Raw genomic sequence first — 21,003 nt, forward strand, 5'->3', positions numbered from 1 at the left:
AATGCGAATATTTGTCTACGGCAGTTTAAGAACCAGGCAAGGCAACAGTCACTGGATGACCAATGCCCTGCTGCTGGGGAATTACAATATCGAGAACTACCAGTTGTACAGCCTGGGCCACTATCCAGGCGCGGTTCCGGGCGAAGGAACAGTACAGGGTGAAGTCTATCGTATTGATAACGCGACGCTTGCCGAACTTGATGCCTTGCGCACCAGGGGCGGTGAATACGCGCGCCAGTTGATCCAGACGCCGTACGGAAGTGCGTGGATGTATGTCTACCAGCGTCCGGTCGAAGGGTTAACGCGGATTGTAAGCGGTAACTGGTTAGACAGAGACCAGTACTGAAAAACGACAACGCCACCGTGAGGTGGCGTTGTTTTTTTTATGGGCTAAACGGCGTCGTGACGCAGCTTGAATATCTGCACCGATTCCAGAAGCTGTTCTGCCTGACGATGCATGGCTTGCGCTGCGGCTGAGGATTCCTGTGACAAGGTTGCGTTTTGCTGCGTGGCTGTATCCATGTGCGTCACGGCCACATTGACCTGATCGATACCCGTGCTTTGTTCATGGCTGGCATGCGAGATCGCTTCAATCAGTTCGCTCACCTTACTCACGCTATGCAGAATATCTGCCATCGCAGCACCGGCCTGCTGCACCTGCCCGTTCCCTTCATCAATTCGGTTAACAGAGCGGTCAATCAGAATGCGGATATCTTTGGCGGCGGCAGCTGAACGTTGCGCCAGGGCGCGCACCTCTGCTGCAACGACGGCAAAACCGCGGCCTTCAGTACCAGCACGCGCCGCTTCAACTGCAGCGTTTAGCGCCAGGATATTGGTCTGGAAGGCAATACTGTCGATCATGCTGATGATAGAGTTGATCTCGCTGGAGAAATTATGAATTTCACTCATAGTGTGCATTGCACGTTCAACGGCTTCTTCGCCCTGGCGGGCTACCTGGCGGGCATTACGGGCAAGATCGCTGGCAGTACGTGAATGTTCTGCATTGCTTTTTACGACTGACGTCAGCTCCTCCATGGATGCTGCGGTTTGTTCCAGGGCACTGGCCTGTGCTTCGTTGCGCGAGGAAAGCTCATGACTACCGCTGGCAATCTGCGCTGATGCGGTGGCGATGGTTTCGGTACCTTTACGTACCCCGGAGACAATGCGTGTGAGGTTGCCATTCATCTCCTGCAGAGCACGCATGAGCTCAGCCGTTTCATCTCGCCCGGCCACGGTAAAGCGGGACTGCAAATCACCGGCGGCAACGGTACGTGCTATGGTGACAGCTTGTGCCAGCGGAAGAGTAATGCTTCGAATCAGCCACCAGGTAATGAGCATCCCGGCGGCCAGCGTGAGCGCCATTACCAGCATCAGCATCCATTTCGTTTTCTGATACTGCGCCTCGTTTCTGACGATGGTCTGCTCGTGGATAGCCTGGGCATGCTGCAGCGTATGGGCCACGACGTTGTCGATCATTTTTGTCGGCTCGCGGTCAATCCCTGTTACCTGTTTGTCCACTCGCTGGGCGCTGGTGGGATCTCCCACCTGGTAGGTAGCCAGTGCCGCCAGGTATTTTTGTTCGAGTCCGGCGTGGATGTCGCGCGTTGCCAGCACTTGTTGATTATCCATGCCAATTTTCGGCAGAAGCTCACTTAGCCGGGTCAGCAGTGCCTGCGTGTTCTGACTTTCTGCGACAAAGGCCTTTTTGTATTTATCGAACGCTTCTTGCCCCTGAGCACCACGAATCAGGGTGTTCTTCCACTCCTGGACCTGAATTTTGAATTGTACCTGAGCATTGCGGGCGGTATCGATGCTGCTGGTGATGGTCTGTTCCATGGCCATAATCTGTTCGTTCTGTACCTGACTGTCGCTATTGATCAGCAGGCCACGCAGGCCAATAAAAAGCGTTGCAAGCAACAGAAGCGACGCCAGAAGGCCAAGTCGCTGTCCAATGGTGAGTGTGTTGAGTTTCATGATTTCCTGTTATGTGAAAACGCGATTGTGCTCATATCACGGGAGGTATCGACCTGCGGCAGGCAGACTTTAAAGGGGAAAGAGGGGATAGGGTAGGTAAAAAGCGATATCTAATTAATATTGCGAGATAAAATCTCTTTATGACGTTTTTGTGACAGTGCGGGGCAACAAAAAGCCCCGACATGCGGGGCTTTTATCAATCAGCAGTAAGAATTACTTCTTAGCAGCGCGTTCGAAAGAGGCGATGATTTCCGCTTTCGCCGCTTCTGCGTTGTCCCAGCCGTCAACTTTAACCCACTTGCCTTTTTCGAGGTCTTTGTAGTGCTCGAAGAAGTGAGTGATCTGCGCTTTCAGCAGCTCTGGCAGGTCGTTCACATCTTTGATGTGATCGTATTCTTTGCTCAGCTTGGTGTGCGGTACCGCAACCAGCTTCGCATCTTCACCGGATTCGTCGGTCATTTTCAGCACGCCAACTGGACGGCAGCGAATGACGGAGCCTGGCTCCAGTGGGTATGGCGTTGGGACCAGCACGTCAACCGGGTCACCGTCCAGAGACAGGGTGTGGTTGATGTAACCGTAGTTGCACGGATAGAACATCGCGGTAGACATGAAACGGTCTACGAACAGGGCGCCGCTCTCTTTGTCCACTTCGTATTTGATCGGATCTGCGTTAGCCGGGATTTCGATAACTACGTAGATGTCTTCTGGCAGTTCTTTACCCGCTGGGACGTTGAGTAAGCTCATGTCGGTGTCCTTTAAAATGGATGGTAAACAAGTGGCAGGTATTATAGCCAACTCGCGCTGAATGTCTCCGCCTGTTTTCGCTTTATCTCCCCGCTTTCTCCACTTTTCAGACCGATTCCATGACAGGAAAATCCATAAACTCAGCCGCATTTTTCATGGCGAAATGAAAGCGATTACAAACTTGTGATTAACGTTTTATTCACTTTTCTGAAGTGTGATGTAACGCAATTCGTTACATATTTCATGGGCTATAGTCATTCCGCAGAACATCTTTTAACCAACAATAACTCACCCTACGAGGACGTTCATATGTGGAAGCGCTTACTCCTGGTCACAGCAGTTTCGGCAGCCATGTCGTCTATGGCGATGGCCGCTCCCTTAACCGTAGGTTTTTCGCAAGTCGGCTCTGAATCTGGCTGGCGAGCGGCTGAAACCAACGTGGCGAAAAGCGAGGCTCAGAAACGCGGCATTACCCTGAAAATCGCCGATGGTCAGCAAAAACAAGAGAATCAGATCAAAGCCGTGCGCTCCTTTATCGCCCAGGGCGTGGATGCCATCTTTATTGCACCCGTCGTGGCGACCGGCTGGGAACCCGTCCTGAAGGAAGCGAAAGACGCTGAGATCCCGGTCTTCCTGCTCGACCGTTCCATCGACGTCAAAGACAAATCCCTCTATATGACCACCGTCACCGCCAACAACGTGCTTGAAGGGCAATTGATTGGCGACTGGCTGGTGAAGCAGGTCGACGGCAAGCCGTGTAACGTCGTTGAGCTGCAGGGTACCGTCGGGGCGAGCGTGGCCATCGACCGTAAAAAAGGCTTTGCTGAAGCCATCGCGAAAGCGCCAAACATTAAGATTATCCGCTCTCAGTCCGGCGACTTTACCCGTAGTAAAGGTAAAGAGGTCATGGAGAGCTTCATTAAGGCTGAAAACAACGGCAAGAACATCTGCATGGTTTACGCCCACAACGATGACATGGTGATCGGTGCGATTCAGGCAATTAAAGAAGCGGGCCTGAAGCCGGGCAAAGATATCCTCACCGGCTCTATCGACGGCGTGCCGGACATCTACAAAGCGATGATCGACGGCGAAGCCAACGCCAGCGTGGAGCTGACGCCAAACATGGCGGGTCCGGCATTCGACGCGCTGGAGAAATTCAAGAAAGACGGCACGATGCCGGAGAAAGTGACGGTCACCAAGTCCACCCTCTACCTGCCTGATACGGCGAAAGAGGAGTTAGAGAAGAAGAAAAATATGGGCTATTAAGACCCGCGCCCCTCACCCCAGCCCTCTCCCCGGAGGGGAGAGGGAGAAAGGCAGGGCGGAGCTGGATATTAACAATTGGCACGATCAATCCCCTCTCCCCTCCGGGGAGAGGGTCAGGGTGAGGGGGAAACCATGACCACTGAACAACACCAGGAAATCCTCCGCACAGAGGGCTTGAGTAAATTCTTCCCCGGCGTAAAAGCGCTGGATAGCGTTGATTTCAGCCTGCGGCGCGGGGAGATCATGGCGCTGCTGGGCGAGAACGGGGCGGGAAAATCAACGCTGATAAAATCCCTGACCGGTGTTTATCACGCCGACCGCGGCACCATCTGGCTGGAAGGCAACGCCATTTCGCCCAAAAACACCGCCCATGCCCAGCAGTTGGGGATCGGGACGGTGTACCAGGAAGTGAACCTGCTGCCGAATATGTCGGTGGCGGATAACCTGTTTATTGGCCGCGAACCACGCCGTTTTGGCCTGCTGCGCCGCAAAGAGATGGAAGCGCGGGCGACAACGCTGATGGAATCGTACGGCTTCTCCCTCGACGTCCGCGAGCCGCTGAACCGCTTTTCCGTGGCGATGCAGCAGATCGTCGCCATTTGTCGCGCGATCGATCTCTCCGCAAAGGTGCTGATCCTTGACGAACCCACCGCCAGCCTCGATACCCAGGAGGTGGAGATGCTCTTTACCCTGATGCGCCAGCTGCGCGATCAGGGCGTCAGCCTGATCTTCGTCACCCACTTCCTCGATCAGGTGTATGAGGTGAGCGATCGCATTACGGTGCTGCGCAACGGCAGCTTTGTCGGCTGCCGCGAAACCCGCGAGCTGCCGCAGATCGAGCTGGTAAAAATGATGCTGGGCCGCGAGCTGGAGACCAACGCCCTCCAGCGTGCAGGGCGCACGCTGCTGAGCGAGAAGCCGGTCGCCGCGTTCAGCGATTACGGCAAAAAAGGGGTGATCTCGCCGTTTAACCTTGAGGTGCGGCCAGGCGAAATTGTCGGCCTGGCGGGCCTGCTGGGCTCCGGCCGGACCGAGACCGCCGAGGTGATCTTCGGGATCAAGCCTGCCGACAGCGGCAGCGCGCTGATCAAGGGCAAACCGCAGACCCTGCGATCGCCGCATCAGGCCTCCTGTCTCGGTGTCGGCTTCTGCCCGGAGGACCGGAAAACGGACGGCATTATTGCCGCGGCCTCGGTGCGGGAAAATATCATTCTGGCGCTACAGGCCCAGCGCGGCTGGCTGCGGCCGATCCCTAAGCGCGAGCAAAACGCCATTGCCGAACGCTTTATCCGCCAGCTCGGCATCCGCACCCCGAGCGCGGAACAGCCCATTGAATTTCTCTCCGGCGGTAACCAGCAGAAAGTACTGCTGTCGCGCTGGCTGCTGACCAAACCCCAGTTCCTGATCCTCGACGAACCGACCCGCGGCATTGACGTGGGGGCGCACGCCGAAATTATCCGGCTTATCGAAACCCTGTGCGCGGACGGTCTGGCGCTGCTGGTCATTTCCTCCGAGCTGGAAGAGCTGGTGGGCTATGCCGATCGCGTCATCATCATGCGCGATCGCAAGCAGGTGGCAGAGATCCCGCTGGATAAGCTGTCCGTTCCGGCGATCATGAATGCCATCGCGGCATAAGGAGTGAATCGTGATGCCCCGTTCGCTTTCGCAAACCGGTGAGTCAAAGCGCCGCTTCAGCTGGCCAACCGGCACGCCGCAAATCGCGGCGCTGCTGGTGGTTCTGCTGGTGGATAGCCTGGTCGCGCCGCATTTCTTCCAGATCATCGTGCAGGATGGCCGCCTGTTTGGCAGCCCGATAGACATTTTAAACCGTGCCGCGCCCGTGGCGCTGCTGGCCATCGGGATGACGCTGGTCATCGCAACCGGTGGGATTGACCTCTCCGTCGGCGCGGTGATGGCTATCGCCGGGGCTACGGCCGCCTCCATGACCGTAGCCGGACATAGCCTGCCGGTGATCCTGCTCGCTGCCTTAGGCACCGGCGTGCTGGCAGGATTATGGAACGGTATTCTGGTGGCGGTGCTGAAAATTCAGCCCTTCGTTGCCACGCTGATTTTAATGGTGGCCGGGCGCGGCGTCGCGCAGCTGATAACCTCCGGCCAGATTGTGACCTTCAACTCCCCGAGCCTGGCGTGGCTCGGCAGCGGCAACCTTCTGTTCTTCCCGACGCCGGTGATTATTGCCCTGGTCACGCTCGTTGTCTTCTGGCTCTTCACCCGCAAAACGGCGCTGGGCATGTTCATTGAGGCCGTCGGGATCAACATCCGCGCCGCGCGCAACGCCGGCGTCAACACCCGGCTGATGGTAATGCTGACCTACGTGCTGAGCGGCGTCTGCGCCGCCATCGCCGGGGTCATCGTCGCGGCGGATATTCGCGGGGCCGATGCCAACAACGCGGGACTCTGGCTGGAGCTGGACGCAATCCTCGCGGTGGTGATCGGTGGCGGGTCGCTGATGGGCGGGCGCTTTAACCTGCTGCTCTCGGTGATCGGCGCCCTGATCATTCAGGGCATGAACACCGGGATCCTGCTGTCGGGATTCCAGCCGGAGCTTAACCAGGTGGTGAAGGCGGTGGTCGTGCTCTGCGTGCTGATCGTCCAGTCGCCGCGCTTTGTCAGCATCATTAAGGGGATCCGTGGCCATGATAAAACGTAATTTACCGTTAATGATCACGCTGGGCGTATTTGTGCTGGGGTACCTCTACTGTCTGACGCAGTTCCCCGGTTTTGCCTCGACGCGCGTGATCTGCAATATCCTGACCGATAACGCCTTTTTAGGCATTATCGCCGTCGGTATGACCTTTGTGATCCTCTCCGGCGGGATCGATCTCTCCGTTGGGTCGGTGATCGCGTTTACGGGCGTGTTCCTCGCGAAGGCAATCGGCTTCTGGGGCATCTCTCCGCTGGTGGCGTTTCCGCTGGTGCTGGCGATGGGCTGCGCGTTTGGTGCTTTTATGGGGCTGCTGATCGACGCGCTGAAAATCCCTGCTTTTATCATCACCCTCGCCGGGATGTTCTTCCTCCGTGGGGTGAGCTATCTGGTGTCGGAAGAGTCGATTCCAATTAACCACCCCATCTACGACACGCTCTCCAGCCTGGCGTGGAAAATCCCCGGCGGCGGCCGCCTGAGCGCGATGGGGCTGCTGATGCTGGGCGTGGTCGTCATTGGCATCTTCCTTGCTCACCGTACCCGGTTTGGCAATCAGGTTTACGCCATTGGCGGCAACGCCACGTCGGCCAACCTGATGGGCATTTCAACCCGCAGCACCACCATCCGCATCTATATGCTCTCGACCGGCCTGGCGACGCTGGCGGGTATCGTCTTCTCGGTATACACCCAGGCGGGCTATGCCCTCGCAGGCGTGGGCGTTGAGCTGGATGCGATTGCTTCTGTGGTCATTGGCGGCACGCTGCTCAGCGGCGGGGTGGGCACAGTGCTGGGGACGCTGTTCGGCGTGGCCATCCAGGGGCTGATACAAACCTATATCAACTTTGACGGCACGCTCAGCTCCTGGTGGACGAAGATCGCCATCGGTATTCTGCTGTTTATTTTTATTGCCCTGCAGCGGGGGCTGACGGTGCTCTGGGAGAACCGTCAAAGCTCGCCTGTTACCCGCGTAAACACATCGGTAACAGAGCGATAACACGCTGAATTTGCTTAAAGTCTAAACATTTTCCGGTAGCGGCCGATACTCTTTTTTTATGCCCAGAAATATCTCGCTACCGGAAATAATATCATGCTTAAAACGCTATCGATTCGTACCGGCTTGCTCTCTTTACTGGCCGTTATGACCCTTCTGCTGCTGATTGTCAGCGGCATTGGCATTTATGCCCTCACACAGAGTTCTTCTTCGCTGCAGCGTATTAATCACCTTCAGGGTGAGCAGATGGTGCAGCTTAATTCAGGCTATACGCTGCTCCTGCGCGCGCGCAATGAAGCGGGTCAGGCCGTCCGCATGATGGAAATCGGCATGCTGGACGATGCGGCCAACGCGGTAAAAAACATCAATCAGGAAGTTGCCCTGGCCCAGAAAACGCTGAAAGGGGTAATCGACGGCGGCGTGGCTGACGAGCAGGGACAACAGTTGCTCGATAAAGTGGCGGCCAGCCTGGCGACGTATAGCCAGCAGGGGATCAACCCGATGCTGAAAACGCTGAATGACCAGAGCGCGGACGGGTATTACGATCTGCTCGAGAAGACGTTGATTCCGGTGGCGAAGCAGTTTGATAACGATATGCAGGCGTTTCAGAAATGGAGCGAAGCGCGGGGTCAGGCGGAAGTGAGCGCCGTGCAGTCGAGTAAAACCCGCGTCCTGATCCTGATTATCGTCGCAGCGCTGCTGACGGCGGGCATTATCGTGCTCGCCTGGCTGGTGCTGCGCCATATGCTGCTCAAGCCGCTCTCGGCCTCCATTGCTCAACTGGAGAACGTGGCAGCGGGGGATTTAACCCATACGCTGAATGCCCCCGCGAGCCAGGAGTTTAACCGCCTCAACGCGGTGATAGAGGAGATGCGCCAGTCGCTGATGAACTCGGTTCTGCGGGTACGTGATGCCAGCGCGCAAATTGACACCGGTAGCCGCGAGCTGACGCTGGGAAACCGCGATCTTGCCGAGCGTACGGAATCCACCGCCACGTCGCTGGAGCAGACGGCGGCCAGTATGGAACAGATCACCGCCACGGTGAAACTCAACGCCGATAACGCCGAGCAGGCACACCAGCTGGCAAAATCGGTGTCCGACACGGCCGATCACGGCAGCGAGATGGTCTGCTACGTGATTGAAAAAATGCGCGATATTTCCGGCAGCTCGGCACGCATCGCCGACATCCTGAGCGTGATCGACGGCATTGCCTTCCAGACCAATATCCTGGCGCTTAACGCCTCCGTGGAAGCGGCGCGCGCGGGCGAGCAGGGGCGCGGGTTTGCCGTCGTCGCGGGTGAAGTGCGAAACCTTGCCAGCCGCAGCGCCGACGCGGCGAAAGAGATCCGAACGCTAATCAGTGATTCGCAGACCCACGTTAACGAGGGGAGCGAGCTGGCCCAGCAGGCTGGCGAAACGATGGACGAGATCGCAACCGAAGTGCTGCGCATGACCAAACTGATGCGAGAGATTGCGACCGCGTCTCAGGAGCAGAGCCGGGGCATTGAGCAGGTGAATATTGCGGTGAACCAGATGGACGAAACCGCGCAGCAGAATGCGGCGCTGGTGCAGCAATCCTCCGCCGCGACCCGCTCCCTTGAGGAGCAGTCGCGTCAGCTGATGGAAGCCATGTCATCATTCAAAGTGACGACTCAGAACGCGGCATAATATTACCCAGCCCCGGTACGTTCTGTGCCGGGGTTTTATTCCTTCCGGAATTAAGCGCCCCGATATTATCGTGAATTTCGCCCATTAATATTTCCAGCGAGCTGGTTAAGGCTAACGCTTTTTCAGTCGGTTCAAGGTATAAACCTTTACGGAAAAATAACGGCTCATCAAAGAGTTGATTAAAGCGCTTTAATGCCAGACTCACCGCGGGACGGGACATCTCCAGACGCAAAGAGGCCTTTGCCATGCTGCCGCAGCGGACGATTTCAATAAATACAGGGATAAGATTTAAATCAATACCGGTATTAGCACGGGAATAATTTTTCATTGCAATTCTGCTCCACGAAATATCTGTCAAACTGTTATGGAAATAATGCAGGAGCAGTGGTGAATATTAAAGCATGTTTTTTATAAACACTTATACGGTAAAATATATAAATGACAAGGGGAGCCGGACAGGCTCCCCTGAAGAGAGGGATTACGCGTCCGGGTACTCACGGATAAAACGTTCAACGTCTTCAACCATGTGGTTGTTGCCGACGAAGAATGAACGGCGCTGGTGAAGGCTTTCCGGCACGATGTCCAGAATACGCTCTTTACCGTCGCTCGCCTTGCCGCCCGCCTGTTCAGCAAGGAACGCCATCGGGTTGCATTCGTACAGCAGACGCAGTTTCCCGTCCGGGTGGCTGGCGGTGCTTGGGTAGAGGTAGATACCGCCTTTCAGCAGGTTACGGTGGAAATCCGCGACCAGAGAGCCAATATAACGGGACGTGTACGGGCGCTGGGTCGCTTTATCTTCTTCCTGGCAGAATTTAATGTACTTCTTCACGCCGTTCGGGAATCGGATGTAGTTGCCTTCGTTGATGGAGTAGGTATTGCCCTTCTGCGGGAAGCGCATGCGTTCCTGGCTCAGACAGAAAACGCCCAGTGATGGATCGTACGTAAAGGCGTGAACCCCGCACCCGGTGGTATACACCAGCATGGTGGAGGAGCCATAAACGACGTAACCGGCAGCAACCTGATTAATGCCCGGCTGCAGGAAATCTTCTTCGGTCACCGGCGTGCCAACAGGCGTGACGCGGCGGTAGATGGAGAAAATGGTACCGACAGAAACGTTAACGTCGATGTTTGAGGAGCCGTCGAGCGGATCCATCAGAACAACGTATTTAGCGTGTTCACACCCTTCGAAAACAACAATTTCATCTTCTTCTTCAGAGGCGATACCCGCAACGATGTCGCGCGCGCGCAGTGCAGCTTTCAATTTTTCATTTGCGAACAGATCGAGCTTCTGTTGAACCTCGCCCTGAACGTTCTCGGCACCGCTGGCACCCAGGATATCGACCAGACCGGCCTTGTTGATATCACGGTGGATGATCTTAGCGCCCAGCTTTATTGCCGACAGCAAAGCAGTGAGTTCACCGGTAGCATGAGAGAACTCGTGCTGCTTTTCGACAATAAATTCACCTAACGTTTTCATAACACTTTCCCTGCATCTTTGTGAGTAGAGCGATTGTATGTTCACTAAAACGACTAAAGCCCAACAATCTTAACAAACATTCAAATATTAGCGCAGAGGTGAATCGCGCCAGCAACATACGGATTTACCTGAAATGCGTTTCACACCCGCTAACATGTGAGTAAAATGTGCGCCACATTGAAGAAGGATAGTGACGTATGCGCATTCATATATTGGGGATTTGTGGCACTTTCATGGGCGGACTGGCAATGCTGGCGCGCTCGCTGGGCCATGAAGTGACAGGTTCGGACGCCAATGTGTATCCGCCGATGAGCACACTTCTGGAGAAACAGGGCATCGCTTTAATTCAGGGCTACGATGCCAGCCAGCTGGATCCCGAGCCGGACCTGGTGATCATTGGCAACGCCATGACCCGCGGCAATCCGTGCGTCGAGGCGGTACTGGAACGCAATATTCCGTTCATGTCCGGCCCTCAGTGGCTGCATGACTTCGTCCTGCGCGACCGCTGGGTGGTTGCCGTTGCCGGTACCCACGGCAAAACCACCACCGCGGGCATGGCTACCTGGATCCTCGAAGCCTGCGGCTACAAGCCGGGCTTCGTGATCGGCGGCGTACCGGGTAATTTCGATGTCTCTGCGCGTCTGGGCGATAGCCCGTTCTTTGTGATCGAAGCCGACGAGTATGACTGCGCGTTCTTCGACAAGCGTTCTAAGTTCGTGCATTACTGCCCGCGCACGCTGATCCTCAACAACCTTGAGTTCGACCACGCGGATATCTTTGACGACCTGAAAGCGATCCAGAAACAGTTCCACCACCTGGTGCGCATTGTTCCGGGTCAGGGCCGCATCATCCTGCCGGAGAACGACATCAACCTGAAACAGACGATGGCGATGGGCTGCTGGAGCGAGCAGGAGCTGGTGGGCGAGCAGGGCCACTGGCAGGCGAAGAAACTCAACGCCGATGCCTCCGAGTGGGAAGTGCTGCTAGACGGTGAAAAAGTGGGTGAGGTGAAGTGGGGCCTGGTGGGCGAACACAACATGCACAACGGCCTGATGGCGATTGCAGCAGCGCGTCACGTGGGCGTGCTGCCTGCGGATGCAGCCAATGCGCTGGGCTCGTTTATCAATGCCCGCCGCCGTCTGGAGCTGCGCGGTGAAGCCCACGGCGTTACCGTGTATGACGATTTCGCGCACCACCCAACGGCCATTCTGGCCACGCTTGCTGCCCTGCGTGGTAAGGTCGGCGGTACCGCGCGCATTCTGGCGGTGCTGGAACCGCGCTCGAACACCATGAAGATGGGCATCTGCAAAGACGATCTCGCGCCGTCATTAGGACGTGCCGATGAAGTCTTCCTGCTGCAGCCGCAGCATATTCCGTGGCAGGTGGCGGAAGTCGCCGATGCCTGCATTCAGCCTGCGCACTGGAGCGCGGATGTGGATGCGCTCGCGGATATGGTGGTGAAAGCCGCTCAGCCTGGCGACCACATTCTGGTGATGAGCAACGGCGGTTTTGGTGGGATCCATCAGAAGCTGCTGGACGGTCTTACGAAGAAAGCGGAAGCGGCCGCCGACGCGTAAAAAAAAGCCCGGTGGCGCTTGCGCTTACCGGGCCTACGTTCTTTTCTCCCTTGCCTCTCTGGGGAGAGGGCGGGGTGAGGGGGATTACTCTTCGTTCTCAGACAGCTCGCGCAGATACTGGAAAATCAGGCGCGCAGACTTCGGCGGTTTATTCCCTTCTTTCTCTTTCTTCGCGTTGCGGATCAAGGAACGCAGCTGCTGGCGGTCGGCATCCGGCCACAGGTTCAGCACTTCCGGTACGGCATCATCACCCTGTTCAATCAGGCGATCGCGGATCTGCTCCAGCTTGTGGAACAGCGCAACCTGCTGGTTGTGGCGGTTTTTCAGCTTGTCCAGCGCCTGGCGGATCGGATCAACATCGCGCTGACGCAGCATTTTCCCGATAAGCTGAAGCTGGCGACGACGGCCTTCTTTTTTGATTTTCTGTGCCAGTTCAATGGCATCACGCAGATCCTGGTCGAGCGGGATCTTGTCCAGCGCGTTTTTACCCAGTTCTACCATTTCCGCGCCAAGGTGTTTTAACTCTTCGGCGTCACGTTTAATTTCACTTTTACTGACCCAGATGATCTCATCATCTTCGTCTTCGATGTCATCACCGGGAACGTCGTCGAGCCAGTCTTCGGGCTGCTTAGTCATGTCAGGCTCCTTAAAAAAAGAGGCTAATGTTACCAGTTAAGACGCGCACTGAAAAACGGTTCTCTGTTAGACTTCAGATAACTCTCTCTTACAGTATGGCATTTGCGATGAAAGTAACCTCACAAGTTGAAGCGCAGCGTAAGATTCTTGAAGAAGCCGTCTCCACCGCGCTGATGCTTGCTTCAGAAAAATCAGATGGCGCCGAAGTGGCGGTCAGCAAAACCACCGGCATCAGTGTGAGTACCCGCTATGGCGAAGTGGAGAATGTCGAATTCAACAGCGACGGCGCGCTGGGGATCACGGTGTATCACCAGAATCGCAAAGGCAGCGCGTCATCCACCGATCTCAGTCCGGATGCCATTGCCCGTACGGTGCAGGCGGCGCTGGATATCGCCCGTTATACCTCCCCGGATCCTTACGCAGGCGTGGCGGATAAAGAGCTGCTGGCGTTTGATGCGCCGGATCTCGATCTTTTCCACCCGGCGGAAGTGACCCCGGACGAAGCGATCGAACTGGCCGCGCGCGCCGAGCAGGCTTCCCTGCAGGCGGATAAACGCATCACCAATACCGAAGGCGGCAGCTTCAACAGCCACTACGGCATCAAAGTCTTCGGCAACAGCCACGGCATGCTGCAGGGCTACTGCTCCACCCGTCATTCGCTCTCCAGCTGCGTCATCGCCGAAGAGAACGGTGACATGGAGCGTGACTACGCCTACACCATTGGCCGCGCGCTGGGGGACTTGCAGTCTCCGGAGTGGGTGGGTAAAGAGTGTGCCGAACGCACGCTGTCTCGCCTGTCGCCGCGCAAACTCTCCACCATGAAGGCCCCGGTTATTTTTGCCAACGAAGTGGCGACCGGTCTGTTTGGTCATCTGGTGGGCGCTATCGCGGGCGGCTCGGTGTATCGTAAATCGACCTTCCTGCTCGACTCGCTGGGCAAGCAAATCCTGCCTGAATGGTTGACCATCGAAGAGCATCCGCACCTGCTGAAAGGGCTGGCCTCCACGCCGTTCGACAGCGAAGGCGTGCGTACCGAACGTCGTGACATCGTCAAAGACGGCGTGCTGACCCAGTGGCTACTGACCAACTACTCTGCGCGCAAGCTGGGGCTGAAAAGCACCGGGCACGCGGGCGGCATTCACAACTGGCGCATTGCCGGACAGGGCCTCAACTTTGAGCAGATGTTGAAGGAGATGGGCACCGGTCTGGTGGTGACCGAGCTGATGGGTCAGGGCGTCAGCGGCATCACCGGAGACTACTCTCGCGGTGCGGCGGGCTTCTGGGTGGAAAACGGTGAAATCCAGTATCCGGTGAGCGAAATTACCATCGCTGGCAATCTGAAGGATATGTGGCGCAATATCGTTACGGTCGGTAACGATATTGAAACACGCAGCAATATACAGTGTGGTTCTGTATTACTTCCGGAAATGAAAATCGCCGGACAATAGAGATAGCGTTTTGTTAATAATAAAAAAGGAAGTGAGCAATGCGTAAACATCTGTTAGCGATCGTCGCAGCTTCAACGCTGGTTCTTGGCTCTTCTGCGTTTGCTGCCGATCTTGAAGACGACATGGGCATCCTCGGTCAAAACCTGAAGGTGGTGCAGAAAACCGACAATGCGGCGGAAATGAAAGACGCGCTGACCAAAATGCGTGAAGCGGCGCTGGACGCCCAAAAAGCGACGCCGCCGAAGCTGGAAAGCAAAGCGGCAGACAGTGCAGAGATGAAAGACTACCGCCACGGCTTTGACGTGCTGGTCGGCCAGATCGACGGCGCGCTGAAGCTCGCTAACGAAGGCAAAGTGAAAGAAGCCCAGGCGGCGGCCGAGCAGTTTGTGACCACGCGCAATACGTACCACAAAAAGTATCGTTAATTGGGTGCCTGAGCTGTACGTCCTTCCCCCTATGCGGAGGCGCATGACGCGCCTCCGCATCCTTGCTCCCTACTGGCCGGAGCGACAATCCATCCGCGCTGTCACTTCAAGCGAGCCGTTTCGAAAACGGATTTCGCACAGTGTTTTCCTCGTCACCAGCGTTAAGATGATTATTGTCAAAGCAATAATCATCAAAACCCCGATACTTGGGTTTCTGCGTTTCATGGATGCCTCCTTGCTTTAAAGCGGGCGAGGTAGCGAACATCACGTGGCTAGACGTGTCGTTTACAGCCCCGCCCTGATTTAAATTCAGGTAGGGGCTTTCCACTTTCCGTCCCATGCCTGAGACGGTCAGTCTCAAGCACCCGTTGCCACTCTAGCGGATCCCCATAAGAAAACCTTATCCACGTCACATTTCTACGAGCCCGCTCGTAATCTTTTCCGCTTTGCTTGCCCCGTTTTGGCCGCGCAATAGCGTGATATTCATCACGTAAATGCAGCGGTTTATCCAGATTCACCGCATTTATGTGGCACAGATCACTGCCGCGGCTCGCCTTTCCACTTCGAAGTGGAAAACAACTCGCTACAAACAATTCCCCCCCAACGTTAGTTTTATTCCAGAGCCATTAACGGGGTAAGACCAGTGATTAACGGAGCGGTAATGAACGACGTTGGGGAACAGGCAGAGCAAACAGAACAGCTCGCGAACACCATGCTGCAGCAGGTTTATGCCCTGCTGGCCCGAAACAACATCATCCCCAATGCGGTACAGGAGCAGATGCTCACCTCCCACGTGCGCGCCATGGCGCACCGGTCCGTGACCGGCGAGCCGCTGCCGGAGGTTGAAGCAGAGCTGTTTGACGAAATTTCACCGGATTCAATGCGGCTCGCCCGTGAAGTGGTCGCGCAGTTTGGCAACCTTCCTGATGAAGAAGCCTGGCTGCTCTCCGTTCACTTTGAAGTCGCGAAAGACAACCTTTAAGGAGCAACACATGGAACAGATTACAGTCGTGATTGGCGATCGCCTGGGTAAAGGTCAGAAAGTGGCTGCCGGTGTGGAAAAAGCAGGTGGACGCGCGGTGGTTGTGCCGGGCATGGCGGCGGACATGAAGCTCGGCGACATGATGAAAGCGGAAAACGCCACCTTCGGCATCTCCTTCTGCGGCAGCGGCGGCGCGGGTGCCATCACCGCCCAGACCAAGTATGGCTACAAAGCCAAATACGGCATGCGTTCCGTGGAAGAGGGCGTGACCGCCATCAACGAAGGCTGCAACGTGCTGGGCTTTGGCTTTATGGATAAAGAAGAGCTGGGCGAGCGTCTGGTACAGGCGTGGCAGAAGAAATACGGCGCATAAGCATGAAAGAACAGTTCACAACCACGGTGAGAGTGAAGGGGAAAGGCGACGCCAAAGCGCGCGCCTTTGCCGACGCGCTCAACCACGTTCAGGCCGCGGTGATGAAAGCCTCACCGCATATCTTACTGCGTATTGAGCCACAGGATGTGCAGGTCGTTCAGGCGCAAGAAGCGGTGCGTAAAGAAGCGTTTCTGTTCTTCTTTCTGCGCCGGGAAAGACGCACCTACAGCGTGGAGCTGGATGTGACCGTCAACGTGACCGCTATCAATCTTGACCAGGTGGATTTCGTCACGCAACGCTGATTATTCATAAAAGGGCAGACTGATGTTCTTAATTATATTAATAAAATCGCTCATCATTGGCGGCCTGGTTGGCGTCGGTGTCGGCGCCGGGGCTGCACGCATGTTTCATGCGCCTACCACTCAGGGTATGGGCGCGTTTCGTACGTTGGGGGAACTGAACTCCTGTGAAGGGGATCCGGCGTCCCACTTCTCCTTTGGGTTAGGTTTCTTCTTTAACGCCTGGGCCTCTTCCGTGGCCGCAGGTGCCTTCACACAGGACGTTGACCACCGCATCATCCCGAACTGGGGTGCTGCTGCACTGATGATCAAAAACCGTAACGTCGGCGAAACGCTGCACGACCCGCGCAAAATGGCGATTGCCTGCGGCATAATCGGCATGATCGTCGTGACCTTCCTGAACCTGACCGCCTCCTCCGTTCCGGCAGCGCTCCAGGTCACCGCCGTGAAGGTGCTGGTGCCGGCGGCTAACCTGCTGGTGAACACCGTGATGCCGGTGATCTTCTGGCTGGCGGCCATCGACGCGGGTAAAAAATCGGGCTTCTGGGCCACCATTTTCGGCGGCGCGGCGCAGCTGATTATGGGCAACGCCGTACCGGGCCTGGTGCTGGGGATCCTGATCGGTAAAGGCGTGGAAGAGAGCGGCTGGAACCACGTCACCAAAGTGATGATGGCAGCTATCGTCCTGCTCTTCGTGCTGAGCGGCTTCTTCCGCGGCTTCGACATGAAGATGATCGAATCCTTCCATCTGACCGTGCCGAACTGGCTCGACATGATCCACAACTCGCTCAGCGGTAAATAACAGGGGCCTCTAAATGGAACAGAATAAAGGTTTTTGGTATGCCGACTGGTCGTTCCCGATCTTTGTTGGCCTGCTCTCCTCCGGCGTCTTCGCCGGGACGCACATGTACTACCTCTACGGCATCGGCGCGTTTAACGAAGTGGCCTTCGTGGCGATGCTGAAGGCGGGCATTGATACCGGCGTCTACGGCGCGGTGGCGGCGTTCGGCGCAAGCTTCCTGTTCGCCCGTATTATCGAAGGGTCGCTGGTCGGTATTCTCGACATCGGCGGTGCGATCCAGACCGGCGTGGGCCTCGGGGTTCCGGCGCTGCTGCTGGGCGCGGGGATCATGTTCCCGGTGACCAACTTCATTGCTTCGCTGATCACCGGCCTGGTGATTGGTCTGGCAATTGGCTACGTCATCATCCTGGCGCGTAAGTTCACCATCAACCAGAGCAACTCCACCTACGGCGCAGACGTGATGATGGGCGCAGGTAACGCCTCCGGCCGCTTCCTCGGGCCGTTGATTATCCTCAGCGCCATGACCGCCTCCATTCCTATCGGCGTCGGTTCCCTGCTCGGTGCGCTGGTGTTCTACATCTGGCAGAAGCCGATCACCGGTGGCGCCATTCTGGGTGCAATGCTGTTGGGCTGGCTGTTCCCGGTCGCCCTTTAATACCCGCGGGCGCTCCGGCGCCCGCCCTATCAGGAGATCCTCATGTTTGATTTACTCCTGCGCCGTGCGCGCCTTGCCGACGATACCCTGACCGATATCGCCATTCAGGACGGGAAGATCGCGGCGCTGGGCGACATTGACGCCCCCGCGCATAAAACGGTTGAGCTGAACGGCGACGTGTTCGTCAGCGCAGGCTGGATTGACTCCCACGTTCACTGCTACCCGAACTCCCCGATTTACCACGACGAGCCCGACAGTGTGGGCATTGCCACTGGCGTCACCACCGTGGTGGATGCGGGCAGTACCGGTGCCGACGACGTGGACGATTTCTACGACATCACCCGCAGGGCCTCCACCGAGGTGTTTGCCCTGCTGAACATCTCCCGCGTGGGGCTGATTGCCCAGAACGAGCTGGCCAATATGGCCAACATCGACGCCGACGCGGTGAAGCAGGCGGTGAAGCGCCACCCTGATTTTATCGTCGGCCTGAAGGCGCGCATGAGCAGCAGCGTGGTCGGTGAAAACGGCATTACGCCGCTGGAGCGCGCCAAAGCCATTCAGAAAGAGAACGGCGACCTGCCGCTGATGGTGCACATTGGCAACAACCCGCCGAACCTCGACGAAATTGCCGAGCTGCTGAGCTCGGGTGACATCATCACCCACTGTTACAACGGCAAGCCTAACCGCATTCTGACGCCCTCGGGCGAGTTGCGCGCCTCCATATCCTCTGCCCTGAAGCGCGGCGTGCGTCTGGACGTCGGCCACGGCACGGCGAGCTTTAGCTTTGAGGTGGCGAAACGCGCCATCGCGATGGGCATCCTGCCGCACACCATCAGCTCGGATATCTACTGCCGCAACCGCATCAACGGCCCGGTGGGCTCGCTGGCGAGCGTGATGTCGAAATTCCTCGCCATCGGCATGTCGCTGCCGCAGGTGATTGACTGCGTGACCGCGAACGCCGCCGACGGCCTGCGTCTGGCGCGCAAAGGCCGCATTCAGCCGGGTCTCGACGCCGACCTGACGCTGTTCACGATTAAACGTCAGCCGACGGTGCTGACGGATGCCGAAAACGACAGCCTGCAGGCTGAACACATTCTGGTGCCGCTTGCTGCGATCCGCGCGGGCAAGGGCTACATGACCGAACAAGGGAGCACGGAAAATGCCTTCGATTTATGAGAAGTACCGCTTAAAGCAGGTAATCAACACCTCTGGCCGCATGACGGCGCTGGGCGTTTCCACGCCGCGCCCGGAAGTGGTACAGGCGGCGATGGACGGGATGAATCACTATTTCGAGATGAAGGATCTGGTCAATAAAACCGGGGAATACATCGCGAAGCTGCTGGATGTGGAAGGGGTGACAGTCGTCTCCTGCGCATCGGCGGGCATTGCCCAGTCCGTGGCGGCAGTGCTGGTCAAAGACAGCGACTGGCTGCTGGAAAACCTGCACGTGACCCCGATTGAGAACAACGAAATCGTCCTGCCGAAAGGCCACAACGTGAACTTTGGCGCGCCGGTGGGCACCATGGTGGCGCTGGGTGGCGGTAAGCTGGTGGAGGCGGGCTACGCCAACGAATGCTCTGCCGATCAGCTGGCGGCGGCGATCACCCCGCGCACGGCGGCGATTCTCTATATCAAATCGCACCACTGCGTGCAGAAAAGCATGCTCAGCGTCGAGCAGGCTGCAGTCGTCGCACGTAAACACGATCTCCCGCTGATCGTCGATGCCGCGGCGGAAGAAGATCTGCACGTGTACTACCGCTCGGGCGCGGACCTGGTGATCTACAGCGGCGCGAAGGCGATCGAAGGCCCAACCAGCGGGCTGGTGATCGGCAAAACCCAGTACGTAGAGTGGGTAAAACGCCAGACGGCGGGCATTGGCCGTGCCATGAAGGTGGGCAAAGAGGGCATTCTTGGCCTGACCTGCGCCATCGAACACTACCTGACGGCGACCAAAGAGAGCGGTGCGGAAATGGTGGCGAAAATGACGCCGTTTATCGAGGCGCTCAACACTCTGAACGGTGTGACCGCGCGCGTGGTCTGGGACAGCGCCGGACGCGACATCGCCCGCACCGAGATTAAGTTCGACGAAGCCGCAACGGGCGTCGGCACGGGTGACCTGGTGGCGAAGCTCAAGCAGGGCGAATACGCCATTTACTTCCGTGGCTACAAGGCCAACGAAGGGATTATCGAGGCGGACGTGCGCAGCGTGAATGCTGACCAGCTGAACATCGTGTACCGCCGCATTAGCGAAGTATTAGGACAGGAGAAAAAAGCATGAAACTGACCCCCAACTTTTACCGTGACCGCGTCTGTCTGAACGTACTGGCAGGCTCCAAAGCCAACGCCAGCGCCATTTACGAGGCGGCGGAAGGTCACGTCCTGGTGGGCGTGCTCTCCAAAAATTATCCGGACGTGGCGAGCGCCGTCGCCGATATGCGCGAGTACGCCGCGCTGATCGATAACGCGCTCTCCGTTGGCCTGGGCGCGGGTGACCCGAACCAGTCGGCAATGGTGAGTGAAATCTCCCGCCAGGTGCAGCCGCAGCATGTTAACCAGGTGTTCACCGGCGTGGCTACCAGCCGCGCGCTGCTGGGGCAGAATGAATCCGTGGTCAACGGTCTGGTCTCTCCGACTGGCTCCGTCGGCATGGTCAAAATCTCCACCGGACCGCTGAGCAGCGCGGCGCCGGACGGCATCGTGCCGGTTGAAACCGCAATTGCCCTGCTGAAAGATTTCGGCGGCAGCTCAATCAAATACTTCCCGATGGGCGGCCTGAAGTGCCGTGACGAGTACAAGGCGGTGGCGGAAGCCTGCGCCCGCCACGACTTCTGGCTGGAGCCGACCGGAGGTATCGATCTGGAAAACTATGAGGAGATCCTGCAGATCGCCCTCGACGCGGGCGTGAGCAAAATCATCCCGCATATCTACAGCTCGATTATCGACAAAGCCAGCGGTGATACGCGTCCGGAAGATGTGCGTACCCTGCTGGCGATGACGAAGAAGCTGGTGAAGTAGAACTCA

Annotated in this window: 23 protein-coding genes; 17 read left to right on the top strand and 6 right to left on the bottom strand. The window is 57.1% G+C overall.

All coding sequences use genetic code 11. The features are described 5' to 3' along the window. The first annotated feature begins 1 nt into the window (after position 1). A complete protein-coding gene (locus AC4IC4_RS02245) occupies positions 2–346 on the top strand; it encodes a gamma-glutamylcyclotransferase family protein (protein ID WP_024907288.1) in 345 nt (114 codons plus the stop codon). 44 nt (positions 347–390) lie between these two features. Here the strand turns inward: AC4IC4_RS02245 and AC4IC4_RS02250 are convergent, their stop codons facing one another. After that, a complete protein-coding gene (locus tag AC4IC4_RS02250; RefSeq protein ID WP_491472073.1) occupies positions 391–1,974 on the bottom strand; it encodes a methyl-accepting chemotaxis protein in 1,584 nt (527 codons plus the stop codon). A 213-nt stretch (positions 1,975–2,187) separates the two neighbouring features. Then, on the bottom strand, positions 2,188–2,718 hold the full coding sequence (ppa, locus tag AC4IC4_RS02255; RefSeq protein WP_010427397.1) for an inorganic diphosphatase: 531 nt from the start codon (positions 2,716–2,718) through the stop codon (positions 2,188–2,190). A gap of 309 nt (positions 2,719–3,027) precedes the next feature. On the opposite strand from ppa, the gene ytfQ reads away from it, so the two are divergent. From ytfQ to AC4IC4_RS02280, 5 genes are all read left to right on the top strand, one after another. Then, positions 3,028–3,984, top strand: a complete 957-nt coding sequence (gene ytfQ, locus AC4IC4_RS02260; protein WP_014882271.1) for a galactofuranose ABC transporter substrate-binding protein YtfQ — start codon at positions 3,028–3,030, stop codon at positions 3,982–3,984. A 132-nt stretch (positions 3,985–4,116) separates the two neighbouring features. Continuing rightward, entirely contained in the window at positions 4,117–5,619 is a 1,503-nt protein-coding gene (ytfR, locus tag AC4IC4_RS02265) for a galactofuranose ABC transporter, ATP-binding protein YtfR (RefSeq protein ID WP_024907287.1), read from the top strand. 10 nt (positions 5,620–5,629) lie between these two features. Continuing rightward, positions 5,630–6,655 carry a galactofuranose ABC transporter, ATP-binding protein YtfT gene (gene ytfT, locus AC4IC4_RS02270; protein ID WP_024907286.1) on the top strand — a complete coding sequence of 342 codons (1,026 nt, stop codon included), beginning with the start codon at positions 5,630–5,632 and terminating at the stop codon, positions 6,653–6,655. Further along, complete coding sequence (yjfF, locus tag AC4IC4_RS02275) at positions 6,642–7,643, top strand: galactofuranose ABC transporter, permease protein YjfF (RefSeq protein ID WP_023334296.1); 1,002 nt, start codon at positions 6,642–6,644, stop codon at positions 7,641–7,643. The genes ytfT and yjfF overlap by 14 nt, the downstream gene beginning before the upstream one ends. A 93-nt stretch (positions 7,644–7,736) precedes the next feature. Continuing rightward, on the top strand, positions 7,737–9,308 hold the full coding sequence (locus AC4IC4_RS02280) for a methyl-accepting chemotaxis protein (protein ID WP_048989433.1): 1,572 nt from the start codon (positions 7,737–7,739) through the stop codon (positions 9,306–9,308). On the opposite strand, the gene AC4IC4_RS02285 is transcribed toward AC4IC4_RS02280, so the two are convergent. Then, positions 9,280–9,636: a helix-turn-helix domain-containing protein gene (locus AC4IC4_RS02285; protein WP_024907284.1), complete on the bottom strand. Its 357-nt coding sequence runs from the start codon at positions 9,634–9,636 to the stop codon at positions 9,280–9,282. The genes AC4IC4_RS02280 and AC4IC4_RS02285 overlap by 29 nt on opposite strands. Positions 9,637–9,786: 150 nt before the next feature. After that, positions 9,787–10,785, bottom strand: a complete 999-nt coding sequence (fbp, locus tag AC4IC4_RS02290; RefSeq protein ID WP_024907283.1) for a class 1 fructose-bisphosphatase — start codon at positions 10,783–10,785, stop codon at positions 9,787–9,789. 197 nt (positions 10,786–10,982) lie between these two features. Between fbp and mpl the strand changes: the two genes are divergently transcribed. Next, entirely contained in the window at positions 10,983–12,362 is a 1,380-nt protein-coding gene (gene mpl, locus AC4IC4_RS02295) for a UDP-N-acetylmuramate:L-alanyl-gamma-D-glutamyl-meso-diaminopimelate ligase (RefSeq protein ID WP_024907282.1), read from the top strand. 84 nt (positions 12,363–12,446) lie between these two features. Here the strand turns inward: mpl and yjgA are convergent, their stop codons facing one another. Then, on the bottom strand, positions 12,447–12,998 hold the full coding sequence (gene yjgA, locus AC4IC4_RS02300) for a ribosome biogenesis factor YjgA (protein WP_024907281.1): 552 nt from the start codon (positions 12,996–12,998) through the stop codon (positions 12,447–12,449). Positions 12,999–13,093: 95 nt separating this feature from the next. Here yjgA and pmbA point away from each other — a divergent pair, with 95 nt between their 5' ends. Both pmbA and cybC read left to right on the top strand, forming a co-directional pair. Next, positions 13,094–14,446, top strand: coding sequence for a metalloprotease PmbA (gene pmbA, locus AC4IC4_RS02305; RefSeq protein ID WP_048992995.1), 1,353 nt, complete (start codon positions 13,094–13,096; stop codon positions 14,444–14,446). Positions 14,447–14,484: 38 nt separating this feature from the next. Then, on the top strand, positions 14,485–14,871 hold the full coding sequence (cybC, locus tag AC4IC4_RS02310) for a cytochrome b562 (RefSeq protein ID WP_008501412.1): 387 nt from the start codon (positions 14,485–14,487) through the stop codon (positions 14,869–14,871). Between the two features lie 69 nt (positions 14,872–14,940). Here cybC and AC4IC4_RS02315 read toward each other — a convergent pair whose 3' ends face one another. Then, entirely contained in the window at positions 14,941–15,096 is a 156-nt protein-coding gene (locus AC4IC4_RS02315) for a Hok/Gef family protein (protein ID WP_072061332.1), read from the bottom strand. 418 nt (positions 15,097–15,514) lie between these two features. Here AC4IC4_RS02315 and AC4IC4_RS02320 point away from each other — a divergent pair, with 418 nt between their 5' ends. Genes AC4IC4_RS02320 through dagF form a run of 8 tightly spaced genes read left to right on the top strand, consistent with a single transcriptional unit; the run spans position 15,515 to position 20,997 of the window. After that, positions 15,515–15,853, top strand: coding sequence for a glycine dehydrogenase (locus AC4IC4_RS02320; protein WP_025911967.1), 339 nt, complete (start codon positions 15,515–15,517; stop codon positions 15,851–15,853). A 10-nt stretch (positions 15,854–15,863) separates the two neighbouring features. After that, on the top strand, positions 15,864–16,226 hold the full coding sequence (locus AC4IC4_RS02325; protein ID WP_010427372.1) for an SFCGS family glycine-rich protein: 363 nt from the start codon (positions 15,864–15,866) through the stop codon (positions 16,224–16,226). Positions 16,227–16,228: 2 nt separating this feature from the next. After that, positions 16,229–16,528, top strand: coding sequence for a DUF4312 family protein (locus AC4IC4_RS02330; RefSeq protein WP_006810338.1), 300 nt, complete (start codon positions 16,229–16,231; stop codon positions 16,526–16,528). A 22-nt stretch (positions 16,529–16,550) separates the two neighbouring features. Next, complete coding sequence (locus AC4IC4_RS02335) at positions 16,551–17,327, top strand: DUF4311 domain-containing protein (protein ID WP_006810337.1); 777 nt, start codon at positions 16,551–16,553, stop codon at positions 17,325–17,327. Between the two features lie 13 nt (positions 17,328–17,340). Next, positions 17,341–17,982, top strand: a complete 642-nt coding sequence (locus tag AC4IC4_RS02340) for a DUF4310 family protein (RefSeq protein WP_024907276.1) — start codon at positions 17,341–17,343, stop codon at positions 17,980–17,982. Between the two features lie 42 nt (positions 17,983–18,024). Next, complete coding sequence (locus tag AC4IC4_RS02345; protein WP_491472074.1) at positions 18,025–19,158, top strand: amidohydrolase/deacetylase family metallohydrolase; 1,134 nt, start codon at positions 18,025–18,027, stop codon at positions 19,156–19,158. After that, on the top strand, positions 19,142–20,260 hold the full coding sequence (locus AC4IC4_RS02350) for a DgaE family pyridoxal phosphate-dependent ammonia lyase (protein WP_491472075.1): 1,119 nt from the start codon (positions 19,142–19,144) through the stop codon (positions 20,258–20,260). The genes AC4IC4_RS02345 and AC4IC4_RS02350 overlap by 17 nt, the downstream gene beginning before the upstream one ends. Then, on the top strand, positions 20,257–20,997 hold the full coding sequence (gene dagF, locus AC4IC4_RS02355; protein WP_491472076.1) for a 2-dehydro-3-deoxy-phosphogluconate aldolase: 741 nt from the start codon (positions 20,257–20,259) through the stop codon (positions 20,995–20,997). Before AC4IC4_RS02350 ends, dagF begins: the two co-directional genes overlap by 4 nt. Positions 20,998–21,003 lie beyond the last annotated feature (6 nt).

It is taken from the genome of Enterobacter sp. Taxon_2, from assembly GCF_058355295.1.

What these genes read in the sequence shown, in the direction of transcription:
- AC4IC4_RS02330 (WP_006810338.1), top strand. Translation starts at nt 16,229, where the DNA reads ATGAAAGAACAGTTCACAACCACGGTGAGAGTGAAGGGGAAAGGCGAC.
- dagF (WP_491472076.1), top strand. Translation starts at nt 20,257, where the DNA reads ATGAAACTGACCCCCAACTTTTACCGTGACCGCGTCTGTCTGAACGTA.
- AC4IC4_RS02345 (WP_491472074.1), top strand. Translation starts at nt 18,025, where the DNA reads ATGTTTGATTTACTCCTGCGCCGTGCGCGCCTTGCCGACGATACCCTG.
- AC4IC4_RS02335 (WP_006810337.1), top strand. Translation starts at nt 16,551, where the DNA reads ATGTTCTTAATTATATTAATAAAATCGCTCATCATTGGCGGCCTGGTT.
- cybC (WP_008501412.1), top strand. Translation starts at nt 14,485, where the DNA reads ATGCGTAAACATCTGTTAGCGATCGTCGCAGCTTCAACGCTGGTTCTT.
- AC4IC4_RS02285 (WP_024907284.1), bottom strand. Translation starts at nt 9,636, where the DNA reads ATGAAAAATTATTCCCGTGCTAATACCGGTATTGATTTAAATCTTATC.
- AC4IC4_RS02350 (WP_491472075.1), top strand. Translation starts at nt 19,142, where the DNA reads ATGCCTTCGATTTATGAGAAGTACCGCTTAAAGCAGGTAATCAACACC.
- AC4IC4_RS02250 (WP_491472073.1), bottom strand. Translation starts at nt 1,974, where the DNA reads ATGAAACTCAACACACTCACCATTGGACAGCGACTTGGCCTTCTGGCG.
- AC4IC4_RS02325 (WP_010427372.1), top strand. Translation starts at nt 15,864, where the DNA reads ATGGAACAGATTACAGTCGTGATTGGCGATCGCCTGGGTAAAGGTCAG.
- yjgA (WP_024907281.1), bottom strand. Translation starts at nt 12,998, where the DNA reads ATGACTAAGCAGCCCGAAGACTGGCTCGACGACGTTCCCGGTGATGAC.
- AC4IC4_RS02340 (WP_024907276.1), top strand. Translation starts at nt 17,341, where the DNA reads ATGGAACAGAATAAAGGTTTTTGGTATGCCGACTGGTCGTTCCCGATC.
- fbp (WP_024907283.1), bottom strand. Translation starts at nt 10,785, where the DNA reads ATGAAAACGTTAGGTGAATTTATTGTCGAAAAGCAGCACGAGTTCTCT.
- pmbA (WP_048992995.1), top strand. Translation starts at nt 13,094, where the DNA reads ATGGCATTTGCGATGAAAGTAACCTCACAAGTTGAAGCGCAGCGTAAG.
- ppa (WP_010427397.1), bottom strand. Translation starts at nt 2,718, where the DNA reads ATGAGCTTACTCAACGTCCCAGCGGGTAAAGAACTGCCAGAAGACATC.
- ytfQ (WP_014882271.1), top strand. Translation starts at nt 3,028, where the DNA reads ATGTGGAAGCGCTTACTCCTGGTCACAGCAGTTTCGGCAGCCATGTCG.
- AC4IC4_RS02315 (WP_072061332.1), bottom strand. Translation starts at nt 15,096, where the DNA reads ATGAAACGCAGAAACCCAAGTATCGGGGTTTTGATGATTATTGCTTTG.
- AC4IC4_RS02280 (WP_048989433.1), top strand. Translation starts at nt 7,737, where the DNA reads ATGCTTAAAACGCTATCGATTCGTACCGGCTTGCTCTCTTTACTGGCC.
- AC4IC4_RS02245 (WP_024907288.1), top strand. Translation starts at nt 2, where the DNA reads ATGCGAATATTTGTCTACGGCAGTTTAAGAACCAGGCAAGGCAACAGT.
- mpl (WP_024907282.1), top strand. Translation starts at nt 10,983, where the DNA reads ATGCGCATTCATATATTGGGGATTTGTGGCACTTTCATGGGCGGACTG.
- ytfR (WP_024907287.1), top strand. Translation starts at nt 4,117, where the DNA reads ATGACCACTGAACAACACCAGGAAATCCTCCGCACAGAGGGCTTGAGT.
- yjfF (WP_023334296.1), top strand. Translation starts at nt 6,642, where the DNA reads ATGATAAAACGTAATTTACCGTTAATGATCACGCTGGGCGTATTTGTG.